This is a genomic window from Streptomyces sp. NPDC042346, from assembly GCF_055581845.1.
In genome coordinates this window covers 761569-783928 of the sequence record NZ_JBVJEH010000004.1, presented here as the reverse complement: position 1 = coordinate 783928, position 22360 = coordinate 761569, and the positions used below count along the sequence as shown (strand labels likewise).

Annotated in this window: 17 protein-coding genes, 2 tRNA genes, 1 pseudogene and 1 riboswitch; of the genes and pseudogenes, 5 read left to right on the top strand and 15 right to left on the bottom strand. The window is 74.0% G+C overall.

Going from position 1 to position 22360, the window contains the following annotated elements:
- Positions 1 to 62: 62 nt before the first annotated feature.
- Complete coding sequence (locus tag ACZ6K0_RS21645) at positions 63 to 1376, top strand: PrsW family intramembrane metalloprotease (RefSeq protein WP_376398377.1); 1314 nt, start codon at positions 63 to 65, stop codon at positions 1374 to 1376.
- On the opposite strand, the gene ACZ6K0_RS21640 is transcribed toward ACZ6K0_RS21645, so the two are convergent.
- The 9 genes from ACZ6K0_RS21640 to ACZ6K0_RS21600 form a co-directional block, all read right to left on the bottom strand.
- Positions 1373 to 2323: an aldo/keto reductase gene (locus ACZ6K0_RS21640; protein ID WP_469231460.1), complete on the bottom strand. Its 951-nt coding sequence runs from the start codon at positions 2321 to 2323 to the stop codon at positions 1373 to 1375. The two genes, ACZ6K0_RS21645 and ACZ6K0_RS21640, sit on opposite strands and share 4 nt — an antisense overlap.
- Positions 2324 to 2388: 65 nt before the next feature.
- Positions 2389 to 3582: a M23 family metallopeptidase gene (locus ACZ6K0_RS21635; protein WP_376398371.1), complete on the bottom strand. Its 1194-nt coding sequence runs from the start codon at positions 3580 to 3582 to the stop codon at positions 2389 to 2391.
- A gap of 11 nt (positions 3583 to 3593) precedes the next feature.
- Positions 3594 to 3740: riboswitch (cyclic di-AMP (ydaO/yuaA leader) on the bottom strand.
- Between the two features lie 201 nt (positions 3741 to 3941).
- Complete coding sequence (locus ACZ6K0_RS21630) at positions 3942 to 5156, bottom strand: PP2C family protein-serine/threonine phosphatase (protein WP_376398368.1); 1215 nt, start codon at positions 5154 to 5156, stop codon at positions 3942 to 3944.
- Positions 5157 to 5279: 123 nt separating this feature from the next.
- Complete coding sequence (locus ACZ6K0_RS21625) at positions 5280 to 6494, bottom strand: MFS transporter (RefSeq protein ID WP_469231457.1); 1215 nt, start codon at positions 6492 to 6494, stop codon at positions 5280 to 5282.
- Entirely contained in the window at positions 6491 to 7591 is a 1101-nt protein-coding gene (locus ACZ6K0_RS21620; protein WP_469231455.1) for a PLP-dependent cysteine synthase family protein, read from the bottom strand. Before ACZ6K0_RS21620 ends, ACZ6K0_RS21625 begins: the two co-directional genes overlap by 4 nt.
- A 74-nt stretch (positions 7592 to 7665) precedes the next feature.
- Positions 7666 to 8049 (bottom strand): hypothetical protein, encoded by a 384-nt coding sequence (locus tag ACZ6K0_RS21615; protein ID WP_376398359.1) that lies wholly within the window; start codon positions 8047 to 8049, stop codon positions 7666 to 7668.
- Between the two features lie 123 nt (positions 8050 to 8172).
- On the bottom strand, positions 8173 to 8913 hold the full coding sequence (locus ACZ6K0_RS21610; RefSeq protein WP_376398356.1) for a MerR family transcriptional regulator: 741 nt from the start codon (positions 8911 to 8913) through the stop codon (positions 8173 to 8175).
- A 128-nt stretch (positions 8914 to 9041) separates the two neighbouring features.
- Positions 9042 to 9115 (bottom strand) — tRNA-Met (locus ACZ6K0_RS21605).
- A 51-nt stretch (positions 9116 to 9166) separates the two neighbouring features.
- On the bottom strand, positions 9167 to 9661 hold the full coding sequence (locus ACZ6K0_RS21600) for a rhodanese-like domain-containing protein (RefSeq protein ID WP_469231453.1): 495 nt from the start codon (positions 9659 to 9661) through the stop codon (positions 9167 to 9169).
- Positions 9662 to 9845: 184 nt separating this feature from the next.
- On the opposite strand from ACZ6K0_RS21600, the gene sigJ reads away from it, so the two are divergent.
- Positions 9846 to 10790 (top strand): RNA polymerase sigma factor SigJ, encoded by a 945-nt coding sequence (gene sigJ / locus ACZ6K0_RS21595; protein WP_376398351.1) that lies wholly within the window; start codon positions 9846 to 9848, stop codon positions 10788 to 10790.
- A 103-nt stretch (positions 10791 to 10893) separates the two neighbouring features.
- The gene (locus ACZ6K0_RS21590; protein WP_469231451.1) at positions 10894 to 12204 is read left to right on the top strand and encodes a DUF1254 domain-containing protein; all 1311 of its coding nucleotides are present in this window, start codon (positions 10894 to 10896) and stop codon (positions 12202 to 12204) included.
- A 67-nt stretch (positions 12205 to 12271) separates the two neighbouring features.
- Here the strand turns inward: ACZ6K0_RS21590 and ACZ6K0_RS21585 are convergent, their stop codons facing one another.
- The 3 genes from ACZ6K0_RS21585 to ACZ6K0_RS21575 all read right to left on the bottom strand — a co-directional run bounded on the left by ACZ6K0_RS21585 (position 12272) and on the right by ACZ6K0_RS21575 (position 17501).
- On the bottom strand, positions 12272 to 12865 hold the full coding sequence (locus ACZ6K0_RS21585; RefSeq protein WP_376398345.1) for a phosphatase PAP2 family protein: 594 nt from the start codon (positions 12863 to 12865) through the stop codon (positions 12272 to 12274).
- Positions 12866 to 12885: 20 nt separating this feature from the next.
- Entirely contained in the window at positions 12886 to 14307 is a 1422-nt protein-coding gene (locus tag ACZ6K0_RS21580) for a diacylglycerol/lipid kinase family protein (RefSeq protein WP_376398342.1), read from the bottom strand.
- Positions 14308 to 14489: 182 nt separating this feature from the next.
- Positions 14490 to 17501 carry an ATP-binding protein gene (locus ACZ6K0_RS21575; protein WP_469231449.1) on the bottom strand — a complete coding sequence of 1004 codons (3012 nt, stop codon included), beginning with the start codon at positions 17499 to 17501 and terminating at the stop codon, positions 14490 to 14492.
- Positions 17502 to 17658: 157 nt separating this feature from the next.
- Between ACZ6K0_RS21575 and ACZ6K0_RS21570 the strand changes: the two genes are divergently transcribed.
- Together ACZ6K0_RS21570 and ACZ6K0_RS21565 are read left to right on the top strand one after the other, a co-directional pair.
- On the top strand, positions 17659 to 18018 hold the full coding sequence (locus tag ACZ6K0_RS21570) for a VOC family protein (RefSeq protein ID WP_376398336.1): 360 nt from the start codon (positions 17659 to 17661) through the stop codon (positions 18016 to 18018).
- A 10-nt stretch (positions 18019 to 18028) separates the two neighbouring features.
- Positions 18029 to 18481, top strand: coding sequence for a pyridoxamine 5'-phosphate oxidase family protein (locus tag ACZ6K0_RS21565; RefSeq protein WP_469231447.1), 453 nt, complete (start codon positions 18029 to 18031; stop codon positions 18479 to 18481).
- 67 nt (positions 18482 to 18548) lie between these two features.
- On the opposite strand, the gene ACZ6K0_RS21560 is transcribed toward ACZ6K0_RS21565, so the two are convergent.
- The 3 genes and pseudogenes from ACZ6K0_RS21560 to ACZ6K0_RS21550 form a co-directional block, all read right to left on the bottom strand.
- A tRNA-Lys gene (locus tag ACZ6K0_RS21560) sits at positions 18549 to 18621 on the bottom strand.
- Positions 18622 to 18706: 85 nt separating this feature from the next.
- Positions 18707 to 21829 carry an FG-GAP-like repeat-containing protein gene (locus ACZ6K0_RS21555; RefSeq protein WP_469231445.1) on the bottom strand — a complete coding sequence of 1041 codons (3123 nt, stop codon included), beginning with the start codon at positions 21827 to 21829 and terminating at the stop codon, positions 18707 to 18709.
- A 165-nt stretch (positions 21830 to 21994) separates the two neighbouring features.
- Positions 21995 to 22360: pseudogene (locus tag ACZ6K0_RS21550) on the bottom strand (DEAD/DEAH box helicase); the annotation flags it as partial.

Below are 22360 nucleotides of genomic sequence, written 5' to 3'. Positions count from 1 at the left end.
AAGTGACAGGGAGTTCGTTACTCCTTCGCCCGGTGTCGGTGCGGGTCGTTAGGGTCGCTGACGTGTCGAACCCCGTCCTCGCCCCCGTCCCGCACCGGGACACCGAAGAGCCGGCCTTCCCTGTCGCCGCCGACCGGTCCCAGTGGCGCTACCGGCCGCGCCGCGCCTTCTGGCGCAGCCGGCTGGTCCGGGCCGTCGCCGTGATCACCCTGCTCGCGCTCTGCGCCCTGGTCATCCTGGCGCTGGTCCGCGAGCAGACCGGCACCCAGGGCTTCCTCGTCGGCCTGGGCCTCGCGGTGCTTCCCGTACCGCTGCTCATGGCCGCGTTCCGCTGGCTCGACCGGGTCGAGCCTGGCCCCTGGAAGAACCTGCTCTTCGCCTTCGCGTGGGGCGCCTTCGCCGCCGCGCTCGTCGCGATCCTGGCGAACTCCTTCGCGGTCCGCTGGATCGCGACGGCCACCGCCGACCCGGACTCGGCGGACACCCTCGGCGCCACGGTGATCGCGCCGGTCGTGGAGGAGAGCGCGAAGGCCGCCGCGATCCTGCTGCTCTTCCTCTTCCGCCGACGGCACTTCGGCGGGCTCGTCGACGGGGTCGTCGTCGCCGGTTTCACGGCGACCGGCTTCGCCTTCACCGAGAACATCCTCTACCTCGGCAACGCCTTCGGGGAGGACCAGCAGGTCGGCTCCACCGGCATCGGGATGGTGACCGCCGGAACGTTCTTCGTCCGGGTCGTGATGTCGCCGTTCGCGCATCCGCTCTTCACCGTGCTCACCGGCATCGGCTTCGGCTTCGCCGCGCTCGCGCCGCGCGGGAAGCGGCTCCGGCGGGTGCTGCTGCCGATCGTCGGACTGCTCCTCGCGATGGGCATGCACGCCGCCTGGAACGGCGCCGCCACCTTCGGCGGCCCCCTGGCCTTCTACGCCGTGTACGGCGGCTTCATGGTCCCCGCCTTCGGTCTGCTGACCTGGCTCGCGGTGTGGAGCCGGCAGCGCGAGCTGCGCACGATATCCGGGGAGCTCCCGGCGTACGCGGCGGCCGGCTGGCTCTCCCCCGCCGAGCCGCTCGCGCTCTCCTCGATGCGCGCCCGCCAGCTGGCCCGCGCCTTCGCCGCCCGGACGTACGGTCCTCCGGCGGCGCAGGCCGTCGGCGAGTACGAGTCCTTCGCGACGACCCTCGCGTTCCTCCGGGACCGGGCCCGGCGCGGTACGGCCGGGCCCGACTTCCCGGCCCGGGAGGAGGAGCTCCTGCACCACCTCTGGCAGCGCCGGGCGGTCGCCTCCCCCGCGCTCACGTACGCGGCGCGGGCGACGGGCCGGGTGTGGGCGCCGCCGCAGTACCTGGACTACGGCGGCTACAACCCGTACCGAAGCTAGGCGGTGGCCGAGGCCTCCGTGAGGAGCGCCAGGTCGGCCTCCGTCAGGGTGAGGTCCGCGGACGCGACGAGGGCCGGGAGCTGCTCGACCGTACGGGCGGAGGCGATCGGCGCGGCGACGGTCGGCCGGGAGGCGAGCCAGGCGAGGGCGACGGTGGCGAGCTCGGCCTCGTGCGCCTCGGCGACCGCGTCGAGCGCGGAGAGCACGGCCCGGCCCCGCTCGGTGTCCAGGTGGCCGCCGGCCCCGGAGGCGCGGACGCTGTCGACTTCGGCGCCGGGGCGGTACTTGCCCGTGAGGAAGCCGGCGGCGAGACCGTAGTACGGGACGGCGGCGATTCCGGCGCTCTCGACGGTCTCCAGGAGCGGGCCCTCGTAGGTGTCGCGCGAGACCAGGTTGTAGTGCGGCTGGAGCGCGACGTACCGGGCGAGGCCCTCGGCCTCCGCGAAGTCGAGGGAGGCGCGCAGCCGCTCCGGGGAGATGTTGGAGGCGGCGACGGCGCGCACCTTGCCGTCCTTCACGAGCTGGTCGAGGGCGGTGACGATCTCCTCGACGGGGACGGTCTCGTCGTCGAAGTGCGTGTAGTACAGGTCGATGTGGTCGGTGCCGAGGCGGCGCAGCGACTCCTCGGCGCCCGCCTTGATGGTGGTGGCGGAGAGCCCCTTGAAGTGGGGGTGGGCGCCGACCTTGGTGGCGACGACGATGTCGTCGCGGTTGCCGCGGGAGGCGAGCCAGCGGCCGATGACGGTCTCGGACTCGCCGCCTTCGTTGCCCTCGGCCCAGGCGGAGTAGACGTCCGCGGAGTCGACGAAGTTTCCGCCGGCGGCGGCGTAGGCGTCGAGGACGGCGAAGGACTGTGCCTCGTCGGCGGTCCAGCCGAAGACGTTGCCGCCCAGGGCGAGCGGGAAGACGTGCAGGTCGGAAGAGCCCAGCGTGCGGAGAGAAGTCATGGGGTGATCAACCCTCCGCGCCACCGGGCGTATTCCGCTTGGGACGTCCCGAGGCCTTCAGGGCCTCAGACCGGCAGGCCCTTGGAGCGGAGCCAGGCCGCCGGGTCGATGCCGTCGCCGCCCGAGGTGTGGACCTCCATGTGGAGGTGGGCGCCGGTGACGTTGCCGGTGGCGCCGACGCGGCCGATCGTCTCGCCGGTGGTCACGGTCTGGCCCGCGGCGACCGTCATGGAGGAGAGGTGGGCGTACCAGATCTCGGTGCCGTCCTCCATCTCCAGGACGACGCGGTAGCCGTAGGAGCCGGACCAGCCCGCCGACTTGACGGTGCCGCTGTGGACGGCCTTCAGCGGGGTGCCCGTGGGGGCGGCGAAGTCGAGACCGGTGTGGTAGCCGGAGGACCACATCGAGCCGGACTGCATGTAGGTGGCGCTGAGGGAGTACGAGGAGAGGGGCATCGAGTAGCTGGCGGCGAGCTGGGCGAGGCGCTCGGCCTCGGCGGCCGCGGCCTTCCGCTCGGCCTCCGCCTTGGCTTCCGCCTCCGCCTTCGCCTTGGCCTCCGCTTCGGCCTTGGCCTTCGCCTCGGCGGCCGCCTTCTCCGCCGCTTCGGCCTTGGCCGCGGCCTCGGCCGCCGCCTTCTCGGCCGCCGCCTTCTCCGCTGCGGCCTTCTCGGCGGCGTCGGCGGAGGCCTGCTGCTGCTCGGCCTGCTGGAGGATGCGGGCGCGGAGGACCTCGCCGGCGTCGGCGACATCGGCGGCCGTGGCCGTCCCTGCCTGCGGGGTGTACGTGGCCTGGGCGGTCCGGGCGGTCGTCCCGGTCCCGGCCGTCGTGTCGGCTGCCGGGGTGACGTACGTGGCGGCGGTGAGCGGGTGCGCGTTCCCGCCGGTCGCCTCGATGGTGTCGCGGATCTGCTCGTCGGCGTCGTCGGCGAACAGCTCGCCGACGCCGGGGAGGTCCTCGGCGGCCGGGAGGTTCAGGTCGGCGAGGTCCGGGAGGTCGGGGAGCGATATCGCGACCGGCGGCTTCTCCTGCGCGGTGGCGAGGCCGCCCGCGCCGACGGCCGCGATGACGCCGACGCCGAGGACGGTGGAGGAGCGGGCGAAGTTGGAGCGCTGCTTGACGACCCGGTGCCGGCCGCCGGAGCGGCTCTCGGCGCGGAGGGAGCCCTCGGTGGGATTCCACTCGGTGTCCGGAGCGGCAGGACCCGCACCACCACCGAAGGCATCGAAGGGGGCTTCGGGTGCGGGAGTGTTGGACGCCACGGAGGCGCGCTCCTTTCCTTCCTTCTCGCCTACCGGGTTAGCTGACGGGTTCGGAGCAGGAAGGTCTCCTACGGGCACGGTCGCACGGGTGCGAAGGGCCCGATTCACCCCAAGTAGTGGTTCCCCGGTTCCTTTTCAGGATTCGGCGCGTGCGCACGGTGCCGTCTCTTGCGACGGTTGTGACGACCGCGCTGCGTTATCGAACGTTAATAGACAGGGGGGTCCGATTCCAAGCTGTTCCCGGTGATCATTCATTGAATTGGTCGGGAATCGCCCGAGTTGACCCCCCTTCAGAAAGGCGCCGCCAAACCCCCACGATCTGACGTTATGTCAATTGTTATCGGAGTGACACTCCTCGACTACGCCTGGTGACCGGTCCGGTCCGGCGGCACCGGCGGCACCACCGGCATCGTCCTGCGCCTCTCCTGCTGCCCCGCCGCCGGCCGGCTCAGCGCGAGCAGCGCCATGTCGTCCGTCGACGCGCCGCCCGTGTGGAGCCGTACGTCGTCCACGAGCGCGTCGAGCAGCTCCTCGGGCCCCGGGAAGATGCGCCCGGCGAGGCGGGACGCCGGGTCGTAGAAGACGCCCGCCGTGTTCCGCGCCTCCGAGAGGCCGTCCGTGTAGAACAGCAGCGTCGCGCCGGGCGGGTACGGCCGCTCCTCGGCCCGGTCCGGCCACGCCGCCAGCTCGCCCATGCCGAGCGGCAGCGCCGGCTCCGCCGGATCCAGCACGTCCAGGCTGCCGTCCACGTACAGCAACAGCGGTGGCGGATGGCCCCGGTTGACGACCCGTACGGTCCCGGCGCCGCCCTCGCGGACGCGCGGGATCTCCGCCAGGACGGCCGTCGTGAACCCCTCGAAGGCGTCGAGCCCGTCCCTGCGGGTCCCCTCCCGGGTCAGCGCCCGCTCCAGCCGCTGCGCCACCCCCTCCAGGCTCCGCTCCTGCTCGGCCGCCTCCCGGAACGCCCCGATCACCACGGCGACGGCCTCGACCGCGTCCATCCCCTTGCCCCGGACGTCCCCGACGACGAGCCGCACCCCGTGCGGGGTCTCCTGCACGGCGAACAGGTCGCCGCCGATGAACGCGTCGGCCTGCGCCGCCTCGTAACGGGCCGCGCACTGCAGCCCGTCGATCCGCTCGGCGGGCGTCGGCAGCACCGCCTTCTGCGCGGTCTCCGCGATGACCCGCGCGGAGGCCAGCCGTTCGCCGCTGCGCCGCACGACCCGGTTGATGAGGAGCGCGAGCGCGGAGACGGTGACGACGGTGAGGGCCTCGGTGAGGGCCGGGATGCCCGCCGCGGTGTCGTTGTAGAGGTGGAGCCCGACGGAGGCGAGGACGGCGGCGAGCCCGGTGAGCAGGGTCGTGAGCATCGAGAAGAACGGCGCGGCGATCAGCGGGGCGGCGGAGAAGAGCGGCGCGGCGGTGTACGCGGGCGGCGTCAGCACGTCGAAGACGACACCGCCCACGATGATCAGCGGGGGCAGCGCGCGGAGGAAGCGCCGGGCCCCGCCGTACGGGCCGCGGCCCTCGCCGCCCCGCCGCCCGCGACCCGCTGCTCCTAGGGGGTGCCCCACCTGTGCTCTCCTGCCCGGTCCGTACCGGCCACGGTGATCCGTACCGCGCCCTCCCAGGGTGGCCGCCGCCGCACCCGGCGGCGACCTCCACGGGGCCGACTGGCGTACGCCCCCGGACACCCCCTAGGGGGTGTCCGGGGGCGCCGCGAGGCGGCCGCCGCGGGCGAGGAGGGCGACCGCCGCCGCGCACACCAGGCCCACCGCGCACAGCGTCAGCCACGGCACCGCCGACCAGCCGGTGACGTCGAGCAGCGCGCCCGTGCCCAGGTTCCCGAGGGTGATCCCGATCCCGCAGACCGTGTTGTAGAGCCCGTAGTGGGTGGCCACCCAGCGCCCCCGGGAGAGGGCGACGACGGTGTCCATCTCGTACGGGTAGAGCACGGCGTTCGCCACGGCCAGGACCGCCGCGCACAGCAGCAGCCCGGCCACGCCCCGGCCCAGGGCCACCGGGACCAGGAAGGCCCCGCCCATCAGCGCGAGCCCGAGGACCAGACACCGCTCGCGGTCGAGGCGGCGCCGGCACCAGGCCGTGATCCGCAGCTGCCCTGCGAGCGCGACCAGCGCCGACACGACGAACAGCGCCGTCGTGAGCCCCGTGCCCTCCGCCGCGAGCGGCAGCGCCAGATAGACCTGGAAGGACAGCACGTACGAGCCGGTCATGGCGAGCGAGAAGAGCCAGAAGGTCCGGTGGGAGAGGACCGTACGGAACTGCCCCCGCTCCCCCCGGCCCCCGGACACGCCCCGTACGGGCAGATGCCGGAGCTGCACGAGGGTCAGGCCGGCGAACAGGACCGCCGCCACCGTGCACGTCAGCCGGAACGACACCCCGGTGAGCGCCACCCCGACGAGCGGCCCGAGCAGGATGCCCGCCTGGTAGTACGCGTTGAACAGCGCGAAGGCCTGTACGCGCCGCTCCTCCCCGGCCTCGGCCGCGAGGCAGGCCCGGACCGCCGGGTTGAACAGCGCCCCCGCGAGCCCGGTCGCGAGCGAGGCGGCGATCAGCATCGGCAGCGACTGCGCGAAGGCGAGCGCCCCGAAGCCGACGGTCCGCAGCGCGCAGCCGGCCACGATCAGCGGTTTGAAGCCGAGCCGGTCGGCGAGCGCCCCGCCGACCAGGAACATGCCCTGCTGGGAGAGGTTCCGGGCGCCGAGGACGAGCCCGACCGCCCAGGCCGCCATGCCGAGCCCGTCCGCGAGGTGCGCGGCCAGGAACGGCATGAGCATGTAGAAGCCGAGGTTGATGGTGAGCTGGTTGAGGAAGAGCAGCCGTACGGCCGGATCGAAGGTACGGCTCTGCTTCCAGAGGCCTCCCTGCGGAGGCGCGGTCGCGATGCTCACCGGCCCAGCCCCGCCCGGTGCGCGGCCTCGGGGCCCATGACGTCACGGCCCGTGGCCGTACGGCCCGTGGCCTCGCGGTCCAGGACCTTGCGGGTCCAGCCGTCGACGGGCGTGTCCGCCGCGTACGCGACCGGGTCCTCCCGCACCGGCCCGTCGAGGAGCCCGTGCGCCGCGCAGAACTCGTCGTTGAAGACGGTGTCGAAGTACCGCTGCGGCCCGTCGGGGAAGACGGCCGCGATCCGGGTCCCGCGCGGCCGGGTGCGGGCCAGCCATCCGGCGACGAGCGCGACCGCGCCCACGCTCCAGCCGCCGGTGGCGAACTGACGGGAGGCCAGGCGGCGGGCCGCCCGTACCGCCTCGGCGGGCGCCACCCAGTGGACCTCGTCGAACGCCCCGTGGTCCACGTTGGCCGGGTGGATGGAGGAGCCGAGGCCGCGCATCAGCCGCTCCCCGGCAGGCAGGCCGAAGACGGTGGAGCCGACCGAGTCCACGCCGACCAGTTCGAGCGCGGGGCTGCCGGTGGCGCGCAGCGCGCGGGCGATCCCGGCCGAGTGCCCGCCGGTGCCGACCGCGCAGACGAGGACGTCGATCCGGTCGAGCTGCTCGGACAGCTCGGCGGCGAGCCCGGTGTAGGCGTCGCAGTTGTCGGGGTTCCCGTACTGGTTGGGCCACCAGGCCCCGTCGAGGCGCACGAGCAGCTCGGCGACCAGGTCCATCCGGGCCTGCTGCCAGCCGCCCAGCGGGCTGGGCTCGGCGGCGACGTGGACCTGTGCGCCGTGGGCGACGAGCATCCGCTCGACGATCGGTTCGAGGCCGGGGTCGGTGACGACGTGCACGGGGTGGCCGTGCAGCACGCCGGCGAGGGCGAGTCCGAGGCCGAGCGTCCCGGAGGTCGACTCGACGATCGGGGCGCCGGGCCGCAGCTCACCGCGGCGGCGGGCCTGCTCGACCATGTAGAGGGCGGCGCGGTCCTTGATGCCGCCGAAGTTGAAGCCTTCGAGCTTGGCCCAGTAGCCGTCGTCGGTCCGGAGCACCGGGGTGTTGCCGACGGTCGGGACGGCGACGGGCAGGGTCGTGCCGGAGAGCGGATTGCGCATGGGAGATACGTCCTTGAGGTGGTACGCCGGAAGGAACCTGGTCACGCGGGTGCGAGGGCACCCGTGGACCCGGCTCAGTTCCGGTCCACTCCGAGGGCGATCAGCAGACGGCCCGGCTCGGGGCCGGGTCCCGCTCTGCCCCGGACGCAGCGCGCGCGGGGGTCGGTGCGGAGGTCCGCCGCGTACGAGGACGGGGTGACGGCCCCGGCTGAGACGTACGGCGCGGCGAGCTGCGGGGCGACGGTCTGCGCGGGCAGGTGGGCGTCGAAGGACCAGGCCTCCCCGGGCTGGTCGCAGCCGTGCGGCAGGGCGGGGGCGGAGACGACCGCCGTGCCGGAGGCGGGCAGGACGTGCCCGTGCGCTCCGTGGCAGACGCTCATCAGGAGGGCGAGGAGCGCGAGCAGGACGAGGACGGCGGGCGCCCGCCGTCGTACGTCACGCACAGACTCGTCACTCATGGTGTGCGCGAGACTACGGTGGGGTGTCGCGCACCGGCAAAGCGACGGGCGCGGTTTTGGCCACCGTTTACTTCCGACTACTTCGGATTACTTCCGGCTCTCCGAGCACTTCCGGCGCGGTGGCTACAGGTTCCGCTCCGCGTAGACCGCCATCGCGTCCCGCACGAGGAGCGCGGTGCCCTCGCCGTGCTTGTCGTAGTTCGCGGTGAAGCGCGGGTCGTCGACGTACATGCGGCCGAGCCCGATCACGTACTCCTTGGTCGGGGTCGAGGTGGCCGACAGCCAGGCGATCTGGCGCCGCGTGATCGCCTGCACCTCGTCACTGTCGGCGGCCAGGCCGTCCCGTGCCGCCTGCCCGAAGTCGCGGGCGATGCCGGCCTGCTCGTCGAGGAAGGCCTTCCTCCCCTCCGCGTCGAGCGAGCGCCACCAGCGGTCGCCCTTCTCGTACGCCGCGCGGCCCCAGCGTTCGGTGACCTCCTCCTCGTACCGCGTGTGGTCGAAGCCGTCGAAGACTTCCTCTGCCATGAGCTCTTCTCCCTTCTCGGTCTTGTGGAGAGTGGTGCGGACGGCCTCGATCTGCCGGCCGATGCGCTCCCGCTCCTGCTCCAGGAGGAGCAGATGGGTGCGGAGCGCGGCGGACGGGTCGCTCTGCCCCTTCAGGACCTCGGCGATCGCGGGCAGCGAGAGCCCCAGCTCGCGCAGCAGCAGGATGCGCTGCAGACGCACGAGCGCCGCCTGGTCGTAGTACCGGTAACCGTTCGCGCCGATCCGGCTCGGCTCCAGCAGTCCCCGCTCGCCGTAGTGGCGGAGGGTGCGGCTGGTGGTGCCGGCCTTCTTGGCGATCTCCTGGATCGACCACTCCATGCCGACCACGCTAAATCTTGACGTCGCGTCAAGGTCAAGCGGAGAAGTGCGGGGGCGCAGGCGCGCATGTCCGCGGGAACGACGAAGGCCCGGATCCACAAGGATCCGGGCCTTCGTTTGCTACTGAGTAGCGGGGACAGGATTTGAACCTGCGACCTCTGGGTTATGAGCCCAGCGAGCTACCGAGCTGCTCCACCCCGCGTCGGTAAACACGACTCTACGTCATGACCGGGGCAAACACGAAATCGGTTTCTCAGCAGCCGCAGTCGTCGGAGTCCACCGGCGCCGTGAGCGGGTCCGCGGTCTTCTCCGCGGGCCCTTCCCACGTCTCGTACGCAAAGCCCTCGCGCACCCAGTACTCGAAACCGCCGAGCATCTCCTTCACCTGGAAGCCCAGCTGGGCGAGGGCCAGCGCGGCGCGCGTGGCGCCGTTGCAGCCGGGGCCCCAGCAGTACGTGACGACCGGCACGGACTTGTCGAGCAGCTGCTCGGCCTGCTCGGGGATGAGCGCGGTCGGCAGGTGGAGCGCGCCGGGGACGTGCCCCTGGTCCCAGGAGGCGGTGGAGCGCGAGTCGATCACGACGAAGCCCGGGTCCGTGCCCTCGGCGGTCGCGGTGGCCAGCGCGGAGGCCACGTCGGAGACGTCGGCGTGGAAGGCGAGGCTGGCGGAGAAGTACGCGGCAGCGGCGGCGGGGGTGGCCGGCGGGGTGCGGAGTACGGGGTTGACCTGCGTCGTTGTCGTCGTCATGGTGATCAATCTACGGACGAGGATCATGGTCCTGAAGTGGTGATTCACGGTGGTCGGGGGGCTCGGCCGGGGAATCCCGGGCGTTCGCCACGGGGCGGCGGGGATCTCACGCAACGAGACCGTTCGGGCCGCCGGAGCGCCGCGGATCGTGTCACATCGGCAGGGTTCCATCCGTCATGACGACATGACGGGACGCGAAGGGGGAGATCGACGAGTGAACGCCGAACTGGACCACGGCAAGGAAGCACTGGCCCGGCGGTTCGAGGCCGACCGCGGCCACCTGCGGGCCGTGGCCTACCGGATGCTCGGCTCGCTGAGCGAGGCGGAGGACGCCGTCCAGGAGGCCTGGTTCAAGCTCAGCCGCACCGACGTCAGCGCGGTGGAGAACCTCAGCGGCTGGCTGACCACCGTCGTCGGCCGCGTCTGCCTCGACATGCTGCGCTCGCGCGGCTCGCGCCGCGAGGACCCGCTGGAGTACTACGTCCCCGACCCCGTCGTCCGTCCCCACGACGCCACCGACCCCGAGCACACGGCGGAGCTGACCGAGTCCGTCGGTCTCGCGCTCCTCGTCGTCCTGGAGACGCTGTCGCCGGCCGAGCGGCTCGCGTTCGTCCTCCACGACATGTTCGCCGTCTCCTTCGACGAGATCGCGCGGATCGTGGACCGCACCCCGGCCGCCACCCGCCAGCTCGCCAGCCGGGCCCGCCGCCGGGTGCAGGACGCCTCGCCCGCCGCGGGGCCGGACGCGCGCCGCCAGCGGGAGATCGCCGACGCCTTCCTCGCCGCCGCGAACGGCGGCGACTTCGAGGGCCTGCTCGCCGTCCTCGACCCCGACGTGGTGCTGCGGGCGGACGGCGGCCGGATCCTCGCGGCCGCGTCCAAGGTGGTGCGGGGCGCCGAGGCCGTCATCTCGCAGGCGCTCCTGTACGCGAAGTTCCGGCAGGCGTCGCTGCCGGTCGTGGCCAACGGCTCGCCCGCGTTCGTCGCGGTCGTCGACGGCCGCCCCACCGTCCTCATGGCGTTCACGATCGCCGAGGACCGGATCGTCGGTCTCCAGATCCTGGCGGACCCGGAGCGGCTCGCCGCGCTCGGCCTCTCGGAGGAGGACCTGGCCCGCGCGACGTTCTGAGCCGGGAGCCCCGCTCGGGGCACACGGCATGCGGGAGGGGATCTTTCGTGCGATTTTGTACGAGTTGATCCCCTCCCGTCCGCCGACCGCGAAGGTGGCCGCTGTGCAACCGACCCCCGAGGAGGCCCGCCGGACGGCGGCCGACGCCTGGATCTGGGGCTACCCGGTCCTCGAGAACTACCGCACGATGTACCCGCAGGCGATCGACGCCGACGACCCCCGGTACGTGGGCGGCTTCGGGCGCTTCCGGCACTACTCGGAGCCGTTCACCGCGGCCAACACCGACGTCGTGACCCCGAACAACGACACCCCGTACTCCTGGGCCTGGCTCGATCTGCGCGCCGAGCCCGTCGTGATCTCCGTCCCGGCCGTCGACCGCTACTACGTCCTGCCGTTCCACGACCTCGACACCGCGTACGTCGGCTACGTCGGCGCCCGGACGACCGGCCAGGAGGCGGGCGACCACCTCCTCGCCGGACCCGGCTGGAACGGCACGGTCCCCGAGGGCATCACGAGCGTGCTGCGCGCCGACACCTTCCTCGTCGGCGTCGTCGGCCGCACCTACCTGTCCGGCCCCGAGGACGTCCCCGCCCTGCGCGCGATCCAGGAGCGGTACCTGCTGCGCCCCCTCTCCACGTACACGGACACGGCCGCGCCGCACCCCGCCGACGAGCCGGTCTGGCCGGTCTGGCGCGAGGAGGACCTGGAGAACATCGAGTTCTTCACGCTCCTCGACTTCCTGCTCCAGTTCTTCCCCGCCCTGGACGCGGACCGCGAGCTGCGCACCCGGCTCGCGGCGCTCGGGGTCTCCGGCACGGGCGAGTTCGAGCCGTCCGCGCTGAGCCCCGAGCTGCGCACGGCCGTCGAGCAGGGCATCGCCGACGCCCGGGCCCGTCTGGAGGAGGCCGAGAGCACCACGACGGACTCCACCAGCCTCTTCGGCACGCGGGCGGAGCTCGGCGACGACCACCTCGGGCGGGCGGTCGCCGCGGCCATGGGGCTGTACGGGCTCCCCGCGGCCGAGGCCTGGTACGGCGGCTGGGTGGCGGACGACCGCCACAACCGGCCGCCGAACGCCGCCGAGCACGACCACGTCATCCACTTCCCGGCGGGCCACCTGCCCCCGGCCCGCTTCTTCTGGTCGGCCACGATGTACCGGCTGCCCGACCGGCTCCTCGTCGACAACGAGATCGACCGGTACTCGATCGGCGACCGCACCCCCGGGCTCGTGTACGACGACGACGGCGGCCTCACCCTGTACGTACGGAAGGACCGCCCGGCCGAACCCGAGCAGGCCGCGAACTGGCTGCCCGCGCCCGACGGGCCCTTCACCGTCGTCGTCCGGATGTACGGCCCCGATCCGTCGGTCCTGGACGGCGGCTGGCATCTCCCGCCCCTCACCGTCGCGGACTGACGCCGGGCCGCCTCACCCGGGGGCCGCCTCGCCCGAGGCCCTCACCCCCGGGTCGCCTCGCCCGGGGTCACTTCTCCTTGGCGGTCAGCCAGTTCGTGACCGTCAGGGAGACGGCCGCGCTGGCGACGCCGAGGACGGCGCCCGCGACGACGTCACCCGGGTAGTGCACCCCGGTGTGCACCCGGGAGTAGCCCACGGCCGCCGCCAGCGCCCCGAGCGGCACGGCGACGCCGGGCAGCACCACCCCCACGGCGGCGGCGAACGCGACCGCCGACGCGGTGTGCCCGGACGGGAACGAGGCCGAGTCGGGCATGCGGACGTGCCGGCTCACCACCACCCGGGCCGCCTCCCGGTCCGGCCTCGGCCGGTGGACGAGCCGCTTGCCCAGGAGGTTGGCCGAGGCCGAGGCCACGGCGATCGCCCCGGCGCCCGCGATCGCCGCCCGGCGCGGCCGGCCGGGGACGAGGGCGAGCGCGGCGGCGACGGTGAGCGAGATCTTGGAGTGGTTCGCCGCGGTGGAGAGCCGGCGCAGGCTCGTGTCGAGCGTGGGCGTGGGCGTGGCGGCCACGGCGGCGTACACGGCGCCGTCGACGGCCCGGAGGTCGCGCAGGACCGCCCGGAGGGTCTCGGGCTCCGCCGTCTCCGCTGTCATGTCCGTCATGCGCCGCTCCTTGGGGAGGTTCAGGGGGTACCAGGGGTGGGGAAGGCGAGCGTGGTGATCCGCCGCCAGTCGAGGGGCGGCAGGGGAGGCACGGTCCCCGGCCGGTCGCGGGGGACGAGGACCCGCAGGGCGCCGGGGCGGAGCGTGCAGACGACGGGGGTGGGCAGGGTCAGCGCCTCGCCGTCGACGGCGACGGCGATGGTGCCGGCACTGCCGCCATGGCCGCTGCCGCTTCCGTTGGAGCTTCCGTTGGGGCTTCCGGGGTTTCCCACGACCTCGACCCTACGGGCCGTCAGCACGTTCAGGCCGGCCGCCTGGGTCCCCCGTACCGCCAGCTCGGCGGCCTGCGCCGCGCCGTCCACGCGGACGCCGATCACCCCGAGCTCGCCCCGGTCGAGGCGCGGCCGGTGAGCGGAGGCGACGCCGAAGGGGTCGGGCGCCGCGTAGGCGTTGTTGCTGACGAGGAGCGCCTGCTGCGCCGCGAGCCGGACGGTGTCGACGGTCGCGTCGAGGCGCGCGCCCTCGCCGCCCTGGAGCAGATCGGGCAGGACGTCGACCGCGGTGCCGGCCTTCGCGTCGCGGTACTCGGGGCGCTGGACGACGTCCGCGTACACCCCGAAGGAGACGGTGTTGACGAAGGGCCGCCCGGCGACCGAGCCCAGGTCGACCCGGAGCTCCTCGCCGTCGGTCAGCGCCTTCAGGCAGGTCGCCGGGTCGGTGCGGTCGAGGCCCAGGTCCATGGCGAAGTGGTTGCGGGTGCCCGCCGAGATGACGAGGAACGGCAGGTCGTGCTCGGCCGCCACGGCGGCGACCAGCGCCTGGGTGCCGTCGCCGCCGGCCACCCCGAGGAGGTCGGCGCCGTCGGCCACGGCCTTGCGGGCGAGCGCGGTGACGTCGGTCTCCGCGGACAGGTCGAGCAGGACGACCCGGGCGCCCAGCGCCTCCGCGCGCGCGACGAGCCCGAAGCGGCCGACCTTCCCGCCGCCGGACTTCGGGTTCATGATCAGGACGGGCCGCCGGGGACGGGGCACGCGTACGCCGCGCATCAGCGCGTTCCGCTCGTGGTCGGGGCGGCGCAGGGCGGTCCGCGCGCAGCCGAGCGCCACGCCCCAGAAGGCGAGGGCCACGAGCGCGTTGCCCCAGACGCCGCCGACGACGTACAGGACGAGGACGGCGATCGGCGCGCCCACGGCGAGCAGCGCGCCGAGCACGCGCACCGGCCCGCGGTGGGCGAGGAACCACCAGACGCCCATGGCCGCGGCGGCGAGCCCCACGAGCCCGGTCAGGAGGATCAGGATGCCGCCCGTCAGCGCGGTCAGGAGCGCCACGACCGCCGCGGCGGCCGCCGCCAGCGCGCACCGGGCCAGCCGCCGGGCCGTCTCCGCCGGATCACCGGAACCGCTCGCCGCCACCGACTCCACCTCCACGCTCCGGATCCACATTCCCTCACGCTCCCCCATCTCGCGCCCCGGAAGGACCCGTTCGAAGGAAAAAGATCACGGCGGACGATCAAGGATCGAGACCAAGGATCGGATCGAGGATCGGATCGAGGATCGGATCGAGGATCGGATCGAGGATCGGGATCAAGGATGAAGACCTTCGAACGGGCGCCGCGGTTGCTCCCTCACTGCCCCGGACGCAGGCCGAGACCGGTGAGTTCCGCCCGGCCGGCGGCGGCGTGCTCGCCACCGGCGAGCAGCAGCGTGCGCGCCGACTGGTAGCGGCTGCCGGCCGCGCCGAACGCCCGTGCCGCGGCGAGGAGTCGTGGCAGGTCGCCGTCGAGCAGGGCCTCGGCCCGGTCCACCTGGGCGGTGGCGACCGGGTTGCCGGCGACCAGGGTCCGGGCGGCGGCCGTCCGGGCCCGGGCGTCCGGGTGCCCGGCGAGCACGGACGCCTCCGCCCTGAGGGCCACGTACCAGTGCAGCCAGATCCAGGTGACCCACTTCCACACCCGCTCCGGCTCCGGTGCGACCCGGTCGAGGGCCTCGGCGGCGTCCCCGTCGTGGAGCAGGACCATGGCGTCGAGGATCGCGCCGTAGCCGTGGCGGTACTCCTCCGCCGTGCCCGCCCGGTCGACGATCGCGAGCCACTCCGCCCGGGCCGCGCGGTCGCCGCGCAGGCCGTGGACCATGGCGACCGAGGCGGCCGCGGGGCCGAGGGAGAAGGACTGCTGACGGCCGCTCCGCTCCCACGCGTCGAGGAACCGCGCGCTGCCGGTGAGCACCTCGTCGACCCGGCCGGCGAACGCGTCCGCGACCAGGAGCCAGGACGTGGCGTGGTGGCCCACCTCGGCGAGCAGCGGATGCCCGGCGAGCTGCCCGCCCCAGCGGCGGGCCTCCGACAGCCTGCCCGCGCCGAGGGCGGTCCCGGAGGCCATGGCGAGGGCGTCGAGGAGTTCGTGCGTCCGCGCGGGGGTCGGCGGCAGGGGGGTCAGGAGGTCGATCCGGCGGCGCGCGGCGGCCGCGGCGGCGAAGGTGTCACCGGCCCAGCTGCGGGCGCCGGAAAGCGCGTCGAGGGCGGCGGACTCCGCCACCGGGTCCCCCGCACGCAGGGCGAGCGCGACGGCCCGCTCGGCGAGGGCGACGGTCTCCTCCACGGTGTTGTCGGTGGCCCCCTGAACGGCCCCGAAGGCATCCGCAAGCACGGCGGCCTCGGCCAGCGCGACGGCGGCGGAGGCGGCGGGGTCGGCGGCAGCAGCAGCAGCACCGGGGCCGGAGGCGGAAGCGGCGGGGCCGGAGACGGCACGGTCGGAGGCGGCGGGGCCGGAGACGGCAGGGTCGGAGGCGGCGGGGTCGGAGGCGGAGGCGGCAGCGCCGGGGGCCGCCGGGGCGGTGTCCGACAGTCGGCGGGCCTCCGTGAGCAGCGTCGCCGTCTCCTCCACCGCCGGGATCCGCGTGAACTCGCTGGAGAAGCGGTACGCGACGGTGGCGGCGGCCGCCAGGTCGCGGCCCGCACCGGCGCGGTCCCCGGACCGCCGGGCGGTCTCGGCGGCGGCCCTGTGCAGGCGGAACATGTCGTCGCCGAGCCGCCGGCACCCGGCCACCGCGGCGGCGAGCCGCAGGGACTCCCCCGCCTCGGCGTCGGCACCGGCGAGCGCGGCGGCCTGTTCGTACCGCTGCTGTGCCTCGCCGAGCAGGTTGCGGGTGAAGGCCGACTCCGCCAGGGACAGGGCGAGCCGGTGGGCGTCCGCGCGCAGCTCCGGCCGCTCGGCGGCCCAGGCGAGGGCGGCCCTGAGGTCCTCCGCCACGGCGTCGAAGCGGGCGCGCCAGTCCGCGCCGCCGGCGTCGAGGAGGTCGGCCGCCCGGTCCCGGCACCACGTCACGTGACGCGAGCGGACGACCGCCGACTCGCCGGCGTGGGCGAGGCGCTCGGCGCCGTACTGCCGGATGGTCTCCAGGGCCCGGTAGCGGGTGCCGGCGGCGGACGGCGTCACGGTGAGCAGGCTCTGCTCGGCCAGTCTGCCGAGCCCGTCGGCGACCGTGCCGGGATCGAGCGGGGCGAAGCCGGCGAGTTCCCCGGCCGCCTCGGCGGTGAACGGCTCCACGAAGACCGACACCCGGCGCAGCAGCGCCCGGTCCGCCGGCTCAAGCAGGTCGTGGCTCCAGTCGAGGACCGCCCGTACCGACCGATGCCGGTCGGCGGCGCGGGGCCCGCCGGCGAGGATCCGCAACTGGTCGGAGAGCCCGGCGACCAGCCCGTCGAGCCCGAGCGTGGGGCAGCGCGCCGCCGCCAGCTCGATGGCCAGGGCCATGCCGTCGAGCCGCTCGCAGAGGGCCACGACCGTGTCCCGTGCCGACGGGTCCGGCGACAGGCCGACCGCCGCCGCCCGCTCCAGGAAGAGCTCCACGGCCTCCGAGTCCGCGCCCCCGGCCCGCGACAGCGGCGGGACGGGGAAGACCCGCTCGAACGGGACCACCAGCCGCGCCCGGCTCGTCACGAGCACCCGCACGCGCGGGCAGGCCGCGAGCAGCCGCTCCAGGAAGGGCGCGACCCCGTCGCGTATCTGCTCGCAGTTGTCCCACACGAGGAGGGCCTGACGGTCGGCCAGTGCCGCGAACACCGACTCGTCGACGCCGCGCCCGGGCTGCTCGCCCACACCGACGGCGGCCGCGACGGCCGCTCCGACCCGGCCCGGATCGGTGACCGGGGCCAGGTCGACGAACCACACCCCGTCGGCGAACTCCCCGGCCAGCTCCGCGGCGACGGCCAGCGCGAGCCGCGTCTTCCCCACGCCCCCGGGACCGACGGCGGTGACCTGCCGGTACTTCTTCAGCGCCTCCGTGAGCTCCCCGCGCTCCCGGACCCGTCCGACGAACGCCGTCAGCGGCGCGGGCAACACGGGCACAGGCAGCCCGACGGCCCCGACGGCCCCAGCACCCCCACCGGCAGCCCCAGCACCCCCAGCGCCCCCGGCAGCCCCGGCCGCCCCGGCGCCCCCCGCGGGAGCGAACTCGGCCGCCCGCCGCGAGAGCGCCCGCCGGTCCGGCACCGCGAGCTTCCGCAGCAGCGAGGAGACGTGCGACTCGACGGTCCGCACGGAGAGGAACAGCCGCGCGGCGATCTCCGCGTTGCTGAGGTGCTCCCCGAGGAGGGCGAGCACGTCGGCTTCCCGGGACGAGATCACTGAAGTGGACACGCCGTCATTATCGGCGCGTACGGAGCCCGTTCCGTGGTCGTTCCGTAGTCCGTTCCGTGGTCACCACGGAGGCGCCGGACGCCCGGCTGCCCGAGAGTGGAACCACGGCGAACGAACGCCACGGAAAACACCAGCCCCGCACACCACAGGAGTGACCATGACCGGCACGACCACCACCCAGGGAATCAAGACCGTGCTGCACCCCGTGTCCGACCTGGCGAAGGCCAAGGCCGTGTACGCCGCCCTGCTCGGCGTCGAGCCGCAGATCGACCAGCCGTACTACGTCGCCTTCGAGGCCGCGGGCCAGCACATCGGCCTGCTGCCGGGCGGCGGCCCGCAGGGCCTGACCTCGTCCCTCGCGTACTGGCACGTGCCGGACATCGAGGCGAAGGTCGCCGAGCTGACCGCCGCGGGCGCCACCGTGAAGGACGCGGCGCAGGACGTCGGCGGCGGCCGCCTGGTGGCCACCGTCGTCGACCCCGACGGCAACCTCCTCGGCCTCCTCCAGGACAGCTGAGCGACCGACGATGGCCGCCGCACCCCGCACCCGCGCCCAGCGCCGCCACGACACCGAGGAACGGCTCGCCCACGACGTCGACGTCTGGGTGGCCACCGCCTCACCGGACGGCGCGCCGTATCTCGTACCGCTGTCCTTCGACTGGGACGGCGAGGCCCTGCTCGTGTCCACGCCGGCGGCCAGCCCGACCGGCCGGAACCTGGCCGCCACCCGGCGCGCCCGTCTGGCCCTCGGTCCCACCCGGGACGTGTCGATGATCGACGGCACCGTCGAGGTCCTGGAGATCGACGCGCTGCCACGGGACCGCGGCGACCGCTTCGCCGCGCGCACCGGCTTCGACCCGCGCACGGAGGAGACCCCGTACCGCTGGTTCCGCATCACCCCGCACCGCATCCAGGCCTGGCGCGAGGCCGACGAACTCCCGCACCGCGAACTGATGCGGGCCGGCCGCCCGGTGGCCTGACACCCGGCCCGGGACAGGAAAGCGCCCCGACCGGTCGAAACCGATCGGGGCGCTCCCAGCAGGTCAGTAGGCCGTGTGGGACTCGAACCCACAACCAATGGATTAAAAGTCCACTGCTCTGCCAATTGAGCTAACGGCCCGTGGACAAGCACACCCGAGCAGCATAGCCCGAGAGCTCCCCGGAACCGATCGGGTATCCGACACGAGGCGCGGTTCGTCAGGTCGTCAGTGGAGGCTCCTGAAGGCGTTCCAGCCGCCGCCGATCAGCACGCGGGAGCCGTACGGGCCGCGGCACGTGCCGTCGTAGTCGTAGAGCCGGCCCGCCGTGTCGCGGGCGACCAGGTCCGCGCAGCCGTCGCCGGAGATGTCGCCGACCCCCACCAGGGAGGTGTAGACGCCCCAGCCGCTGCCGACCCTCACCCGCGCGGTCACACCGCCGGTGGCCGTGCCGTAGTAGCGCCACAGCACGCCCGCCGCGTCCACGCCGAGCAGGTCGCCCCGCCCGTCGCCGTTGAGGTCGCCGGCGCCGACGACCTTCTTGTACAGCTTCCAGTCGGTGCCGATCCGGACCCGGGTCTTCACGCGGTGATCGGCCGTGCCGGCGTAGAAGTACATGTCGCCCGTCGACGTCTGGCGTGCGATCAGATCGGTGAACCCGTCACCGTTCGCGTCGCCGGGGGACGTCAGGACGTCGTACTGCCCCCAGCCCGAGCCGATCGGCGTGTACGGCGACGAGGCCGAGACGACCTTGCCGCAGCCCGGCCGGTAGGCCCGCAGCTGATCCCCGACGCGCACCAGCACGTCCGCGCACCCGTCGCCGTTCACGTCACCGAACGGCACCAGGACGGACGTCGTCGGGAACTTCGCACCGGTGCCCGCGATCCGCGCCGACAGACCGCTGTACCCGTTGCCCCGGTACATCGACACCAGGCCCGCCGTGTCCATCACCAGGAGATCGCCCTGCGTGTCGTTCCCCGCCATGTCGCGCCAGGCCGGCCGGCCGCCGGAGACCGTGACCGTGCCGGTCAGGGACAGGTCCCTGCCCTGCCCGTCCGCCGTGTTCGCCTGGAGGTGCCAGGTGTACCGGCCGTTCGCGACGGGCTTCCCCGCCGTCGTCCTGCCGTCCCAGGAGACGTCGATACGGCCCAGGGTCTCGCCGCCCCCATAGGCGCGGACCGGATCCCCGGAGTACGGGTCACGCAGCGTCAGCTGCCAGTACGACGAGGGCTTGGACAGCGCCCAGGACGCCTTCCAGCCGTCCTGGAGCCGCATGCCCGCCGGCACCTTCGCCGAGGCGGCGGTGAGGTCGGAGGTGGGCACGCCGGGCCACACGACGTGGACGCGGCTCTCGCGGTCCTTGTAGGCGACGGCCCCGCCGAAGCGGTCGACGGTCCAGTACTCGCGGCGGGTGCCGCGCACGGGTGCGGAGTCGACGAGCCTGCGCACCGCGGGCTTGCCGGAGGTGACCTTGGTGAGGTCGGTGAGCCGGAGGTACGCGTCGGAGTCCCGGTCGACGACGTAGCCGTCGCCCAGCAGGGCGTTGCTGTCCACGCCCATGGACAACGGCAGCCTCGTGTTCGTCCTGAGGTCGACCACACCCCGCTTCTGGGTCGGCCCGCACGCCCAGTACAGCCAGCGGCCGGCGGACACCTGGAGCTCCGTCGGGGCGCACGCCGTCCCGGTCGTGACCTTGCCGAGGTCCTTGCCGGTGGCCAGGTCGGTCCGCGCCACCTCGCCCACCGTGGCCGTGCCCGCGTACAGGGTGTCGCCCCAGAGGGCCGCCGGAGCGGTGGATGCCTTGTTGCTGACGACGGTCTGCGCGTCGAGGTCCACGACGAGCGTCCTGCCGCGGCCCTGGAAGACCGCCCACCGGTGGAAGACGTCGGCGATCCGTCCGTCCGTCTCGCCGGTGGAAACCCGGCTCACCCGACCTCCGGAGGTACGGGCGGTGACCTCCACCGGCTTGAAGTCGTCATGGGCCAGATAGACCGTACGGCCGTCACCGCTGTCGAACAGCGGTGTGTCGCTCTCCAGCCGCTTCGACTCGGCTCCCGCCCACACCGGCTGCGGACGGCCGGTGTGCACCGGACCGACCGGCAGCGGCGTCCATCCGTAGAAGTCGCTGCCCGACGACGTGCCCGGCTCCAGGGTGGAGAGCCGGCCCGCGCCGAGGGCGAGCGACCGCACCTCGGCCGTCATCGGCTCCACCCGGTCCAGCTTCTCCAGGACCGGCGCGCCGCCGGCCTTGCCCGGGACGGCCTTGAGGACGGACCAGTCGGAGGAGGACGTACCGCCGACGACGGCCACGCCCCCGCCCGCGATCTGGGCGACGTCCGCCTCGGCCTTCGCCAGGAGGGTCTGCGAGCGCCCGTCGGGGTGCAGCGCGACGAGCCTCCGCTTCAGGGAGGCGTCGGCGCCGGAGGCCTCGCCCAGGGCGAGGACCCAGTCGCCGACGAGGCCGATACGGGCGGTGCTCAGGCCCTCGGGGAGGACGAGCGTCTGCTCGGGGCCGGTCAGGTCCGACCGCTGCCGCACGCGCACCGTACGGTCCGTGCCGATCCAGGCGATGCGGTCGGGGCTCACGGCCACCGGCACGCCGCGCCCGCTCCCTTGCGGGGTGGGGGCCGGGATCACGGTCATCTGCCCGGTGCGCAGGTCGACGACACCGAGGTCGGACCAGCCGTACGCGGCCGGGTCGCCGGACCGGCCGAAGCGGATCACGGCGGCGGAGTCGTCCCCGGCCACGAGCGGCGCCGTGTTCAGAGAGGCGCCCTCGGGCCAGCCGGTGACGGGCGTGCGGGTCCCGTTCGGGTCGTCGGCGCTCACCAGGTAGTAGCCGGTGGTCGTGGAGTGGTCCTCGGCGGAGACGTACTGCTGGAAGAGCAGGGTGGAGCCGAGCAGCCCCCGGTAGCTCGCGTCCCCCGGCACGTCGAGCGCCCGCTCGGTGCCGTCCTCCAGGTCGCGGACGGCGTGGCCGCCGCTGCCGCGCTGGACGTACAGATAGCGCCCGCCGGTGCCGGATTCGGCGAAGGGCAGGGCCGCCGTCGTCCCGTACCCCAGCGGAACGCTCTTGGTGGGGTCGGTGACGTCCGTCCACTCCAGCTGCCCGCCGGAGGACCGGTCGGGGTCCTCCGTCTCGTGCACGTAACCCGTGGGTCCGGCCGCGGTGACGGTCACCTGCCGGGGTACGGCCCGCCAGTTCGGCGCGACGTCGAGCTGGTCGACCCCGACGATCGGCGACGCCTCGGCGACCACGGCGGGCGAGAGGCCGACGGCCGAGGCGAGGAGCGCGGTGGCGAGGACGGCGGTACGCGTGCGGGGCCGCCGCGCGCGTGCGATACGAGACAAAGAGAGGTCCCTCCCCAGGGCAACCTGATGACCGGCTGAGCGTATCCGCCCGAACGGCCGAGCGAGTCCGGGAAACGAGCGGGGCATCCGGGTCCGGGAAACGAGACAGGGCCCGTACCAGCACCGAAGTGCTCGTACGGGCCCTGCTCAGGGTGTTACGCGGACTCAGCCGTTGCGCTTCCAGCGCGGCTTGTCGTCACGGCGGCCGAAGGTGCCGCCCGTCGAACCGGTCGAACCGGTCGAACCGGCCGAACCGGTGCCACGGTGCTCGTCACGACGGCCGTACGGGCGGTCGCCGCCACCGGCGCGGAAGCCGCCGGCGGGGCGGTCGTCGCGACGGTCACGGTTGAACGGACGGTCGCTGCCGCGGTGGCCGCCGGCCGGACGGTCGTTGTCGCGGCGCTCGAAGGGGCGGCCGCCACGGTCGTCACGGTTGAAACCGCCCGACGGACGGTCGTCACGGCGGAAACCACCGGAGGACGGACGGTCGTTGTCGCGACGGAAGCCACCACGGTCGCCACCGCGGTCCGT

Coding starts and splice junctions, on each gene's coding strand:
- ACZ6K0_RS21610 (WP_376398356.1), bottom strand. CDS start 8,913: ATGGAGTGGTCGATCCAGGAGATCGCCAAGAAGGCCGGCACCACCAGC.
- sigJ (WP_376398351.1), top strand. CDS start 9,846: ATGACGGGACGCGAAGGGGGAGATCGACGAGTGAACGCCGAACTGGAC.
- ACZ6K0_RS21565 (WP_469231447.1), top strand. CDS start 18,029: ATGGCCGCCGCACCCCGCACCCGCGCCCAGCGCCGCCACGACACCGAG.
- ACZ6K0_RS21580 (WP_376398342.1), bottom strand. CDS start 14,307: ATGTGGATCCGGAGCGTGGAGGTGGAGTCGGTGGCGGCGAGCGGTTCC.
- ACZ6K0_RS21620 (WP_469231455.1), bottom strand. CDS start 7,591: ATGCGCAATCCGCTCTCCGGCACGACCCTGCCCGTCGCCGTCCCGACC.
- ACZ6K0_RS21615 (WP_376398359.1), bottom strand. CDS start 8,049: ATGAGTGACGAGTCTGTGCGTGACGTACGACGGCGGGCGCCCGCCGTC.
- ACZ6K0_RS21640 (WP_469231460.1), bottom strand. CDS start 2,323: ATGACTTCTCTCCGCACGCTGGGCTCTTCCGACCTGCACGTCTTCCCG.
- ACZ6K0_RS21570 (WP_376398336.1), top strand. CDS start 17,659: ATGACCGGCACGACCACCACCCAGGGAATCAAGACCGTGCTGCACCCC.
- ACZ6K0_RS21585 (WP_376398345.1), bottom strand. CDS start 12,865: ATGACGGACATGACAGCGGAGACGGCGGAGCCCGAGACCCTCCGGGCG.
- ACZ6K0_RS21600 (WP_469231453.1), bottom strand. CDS start 9,661: ATGACGACGACAACGACGCAGGTCAACCCCGTACTCCGCACCCCGCCG.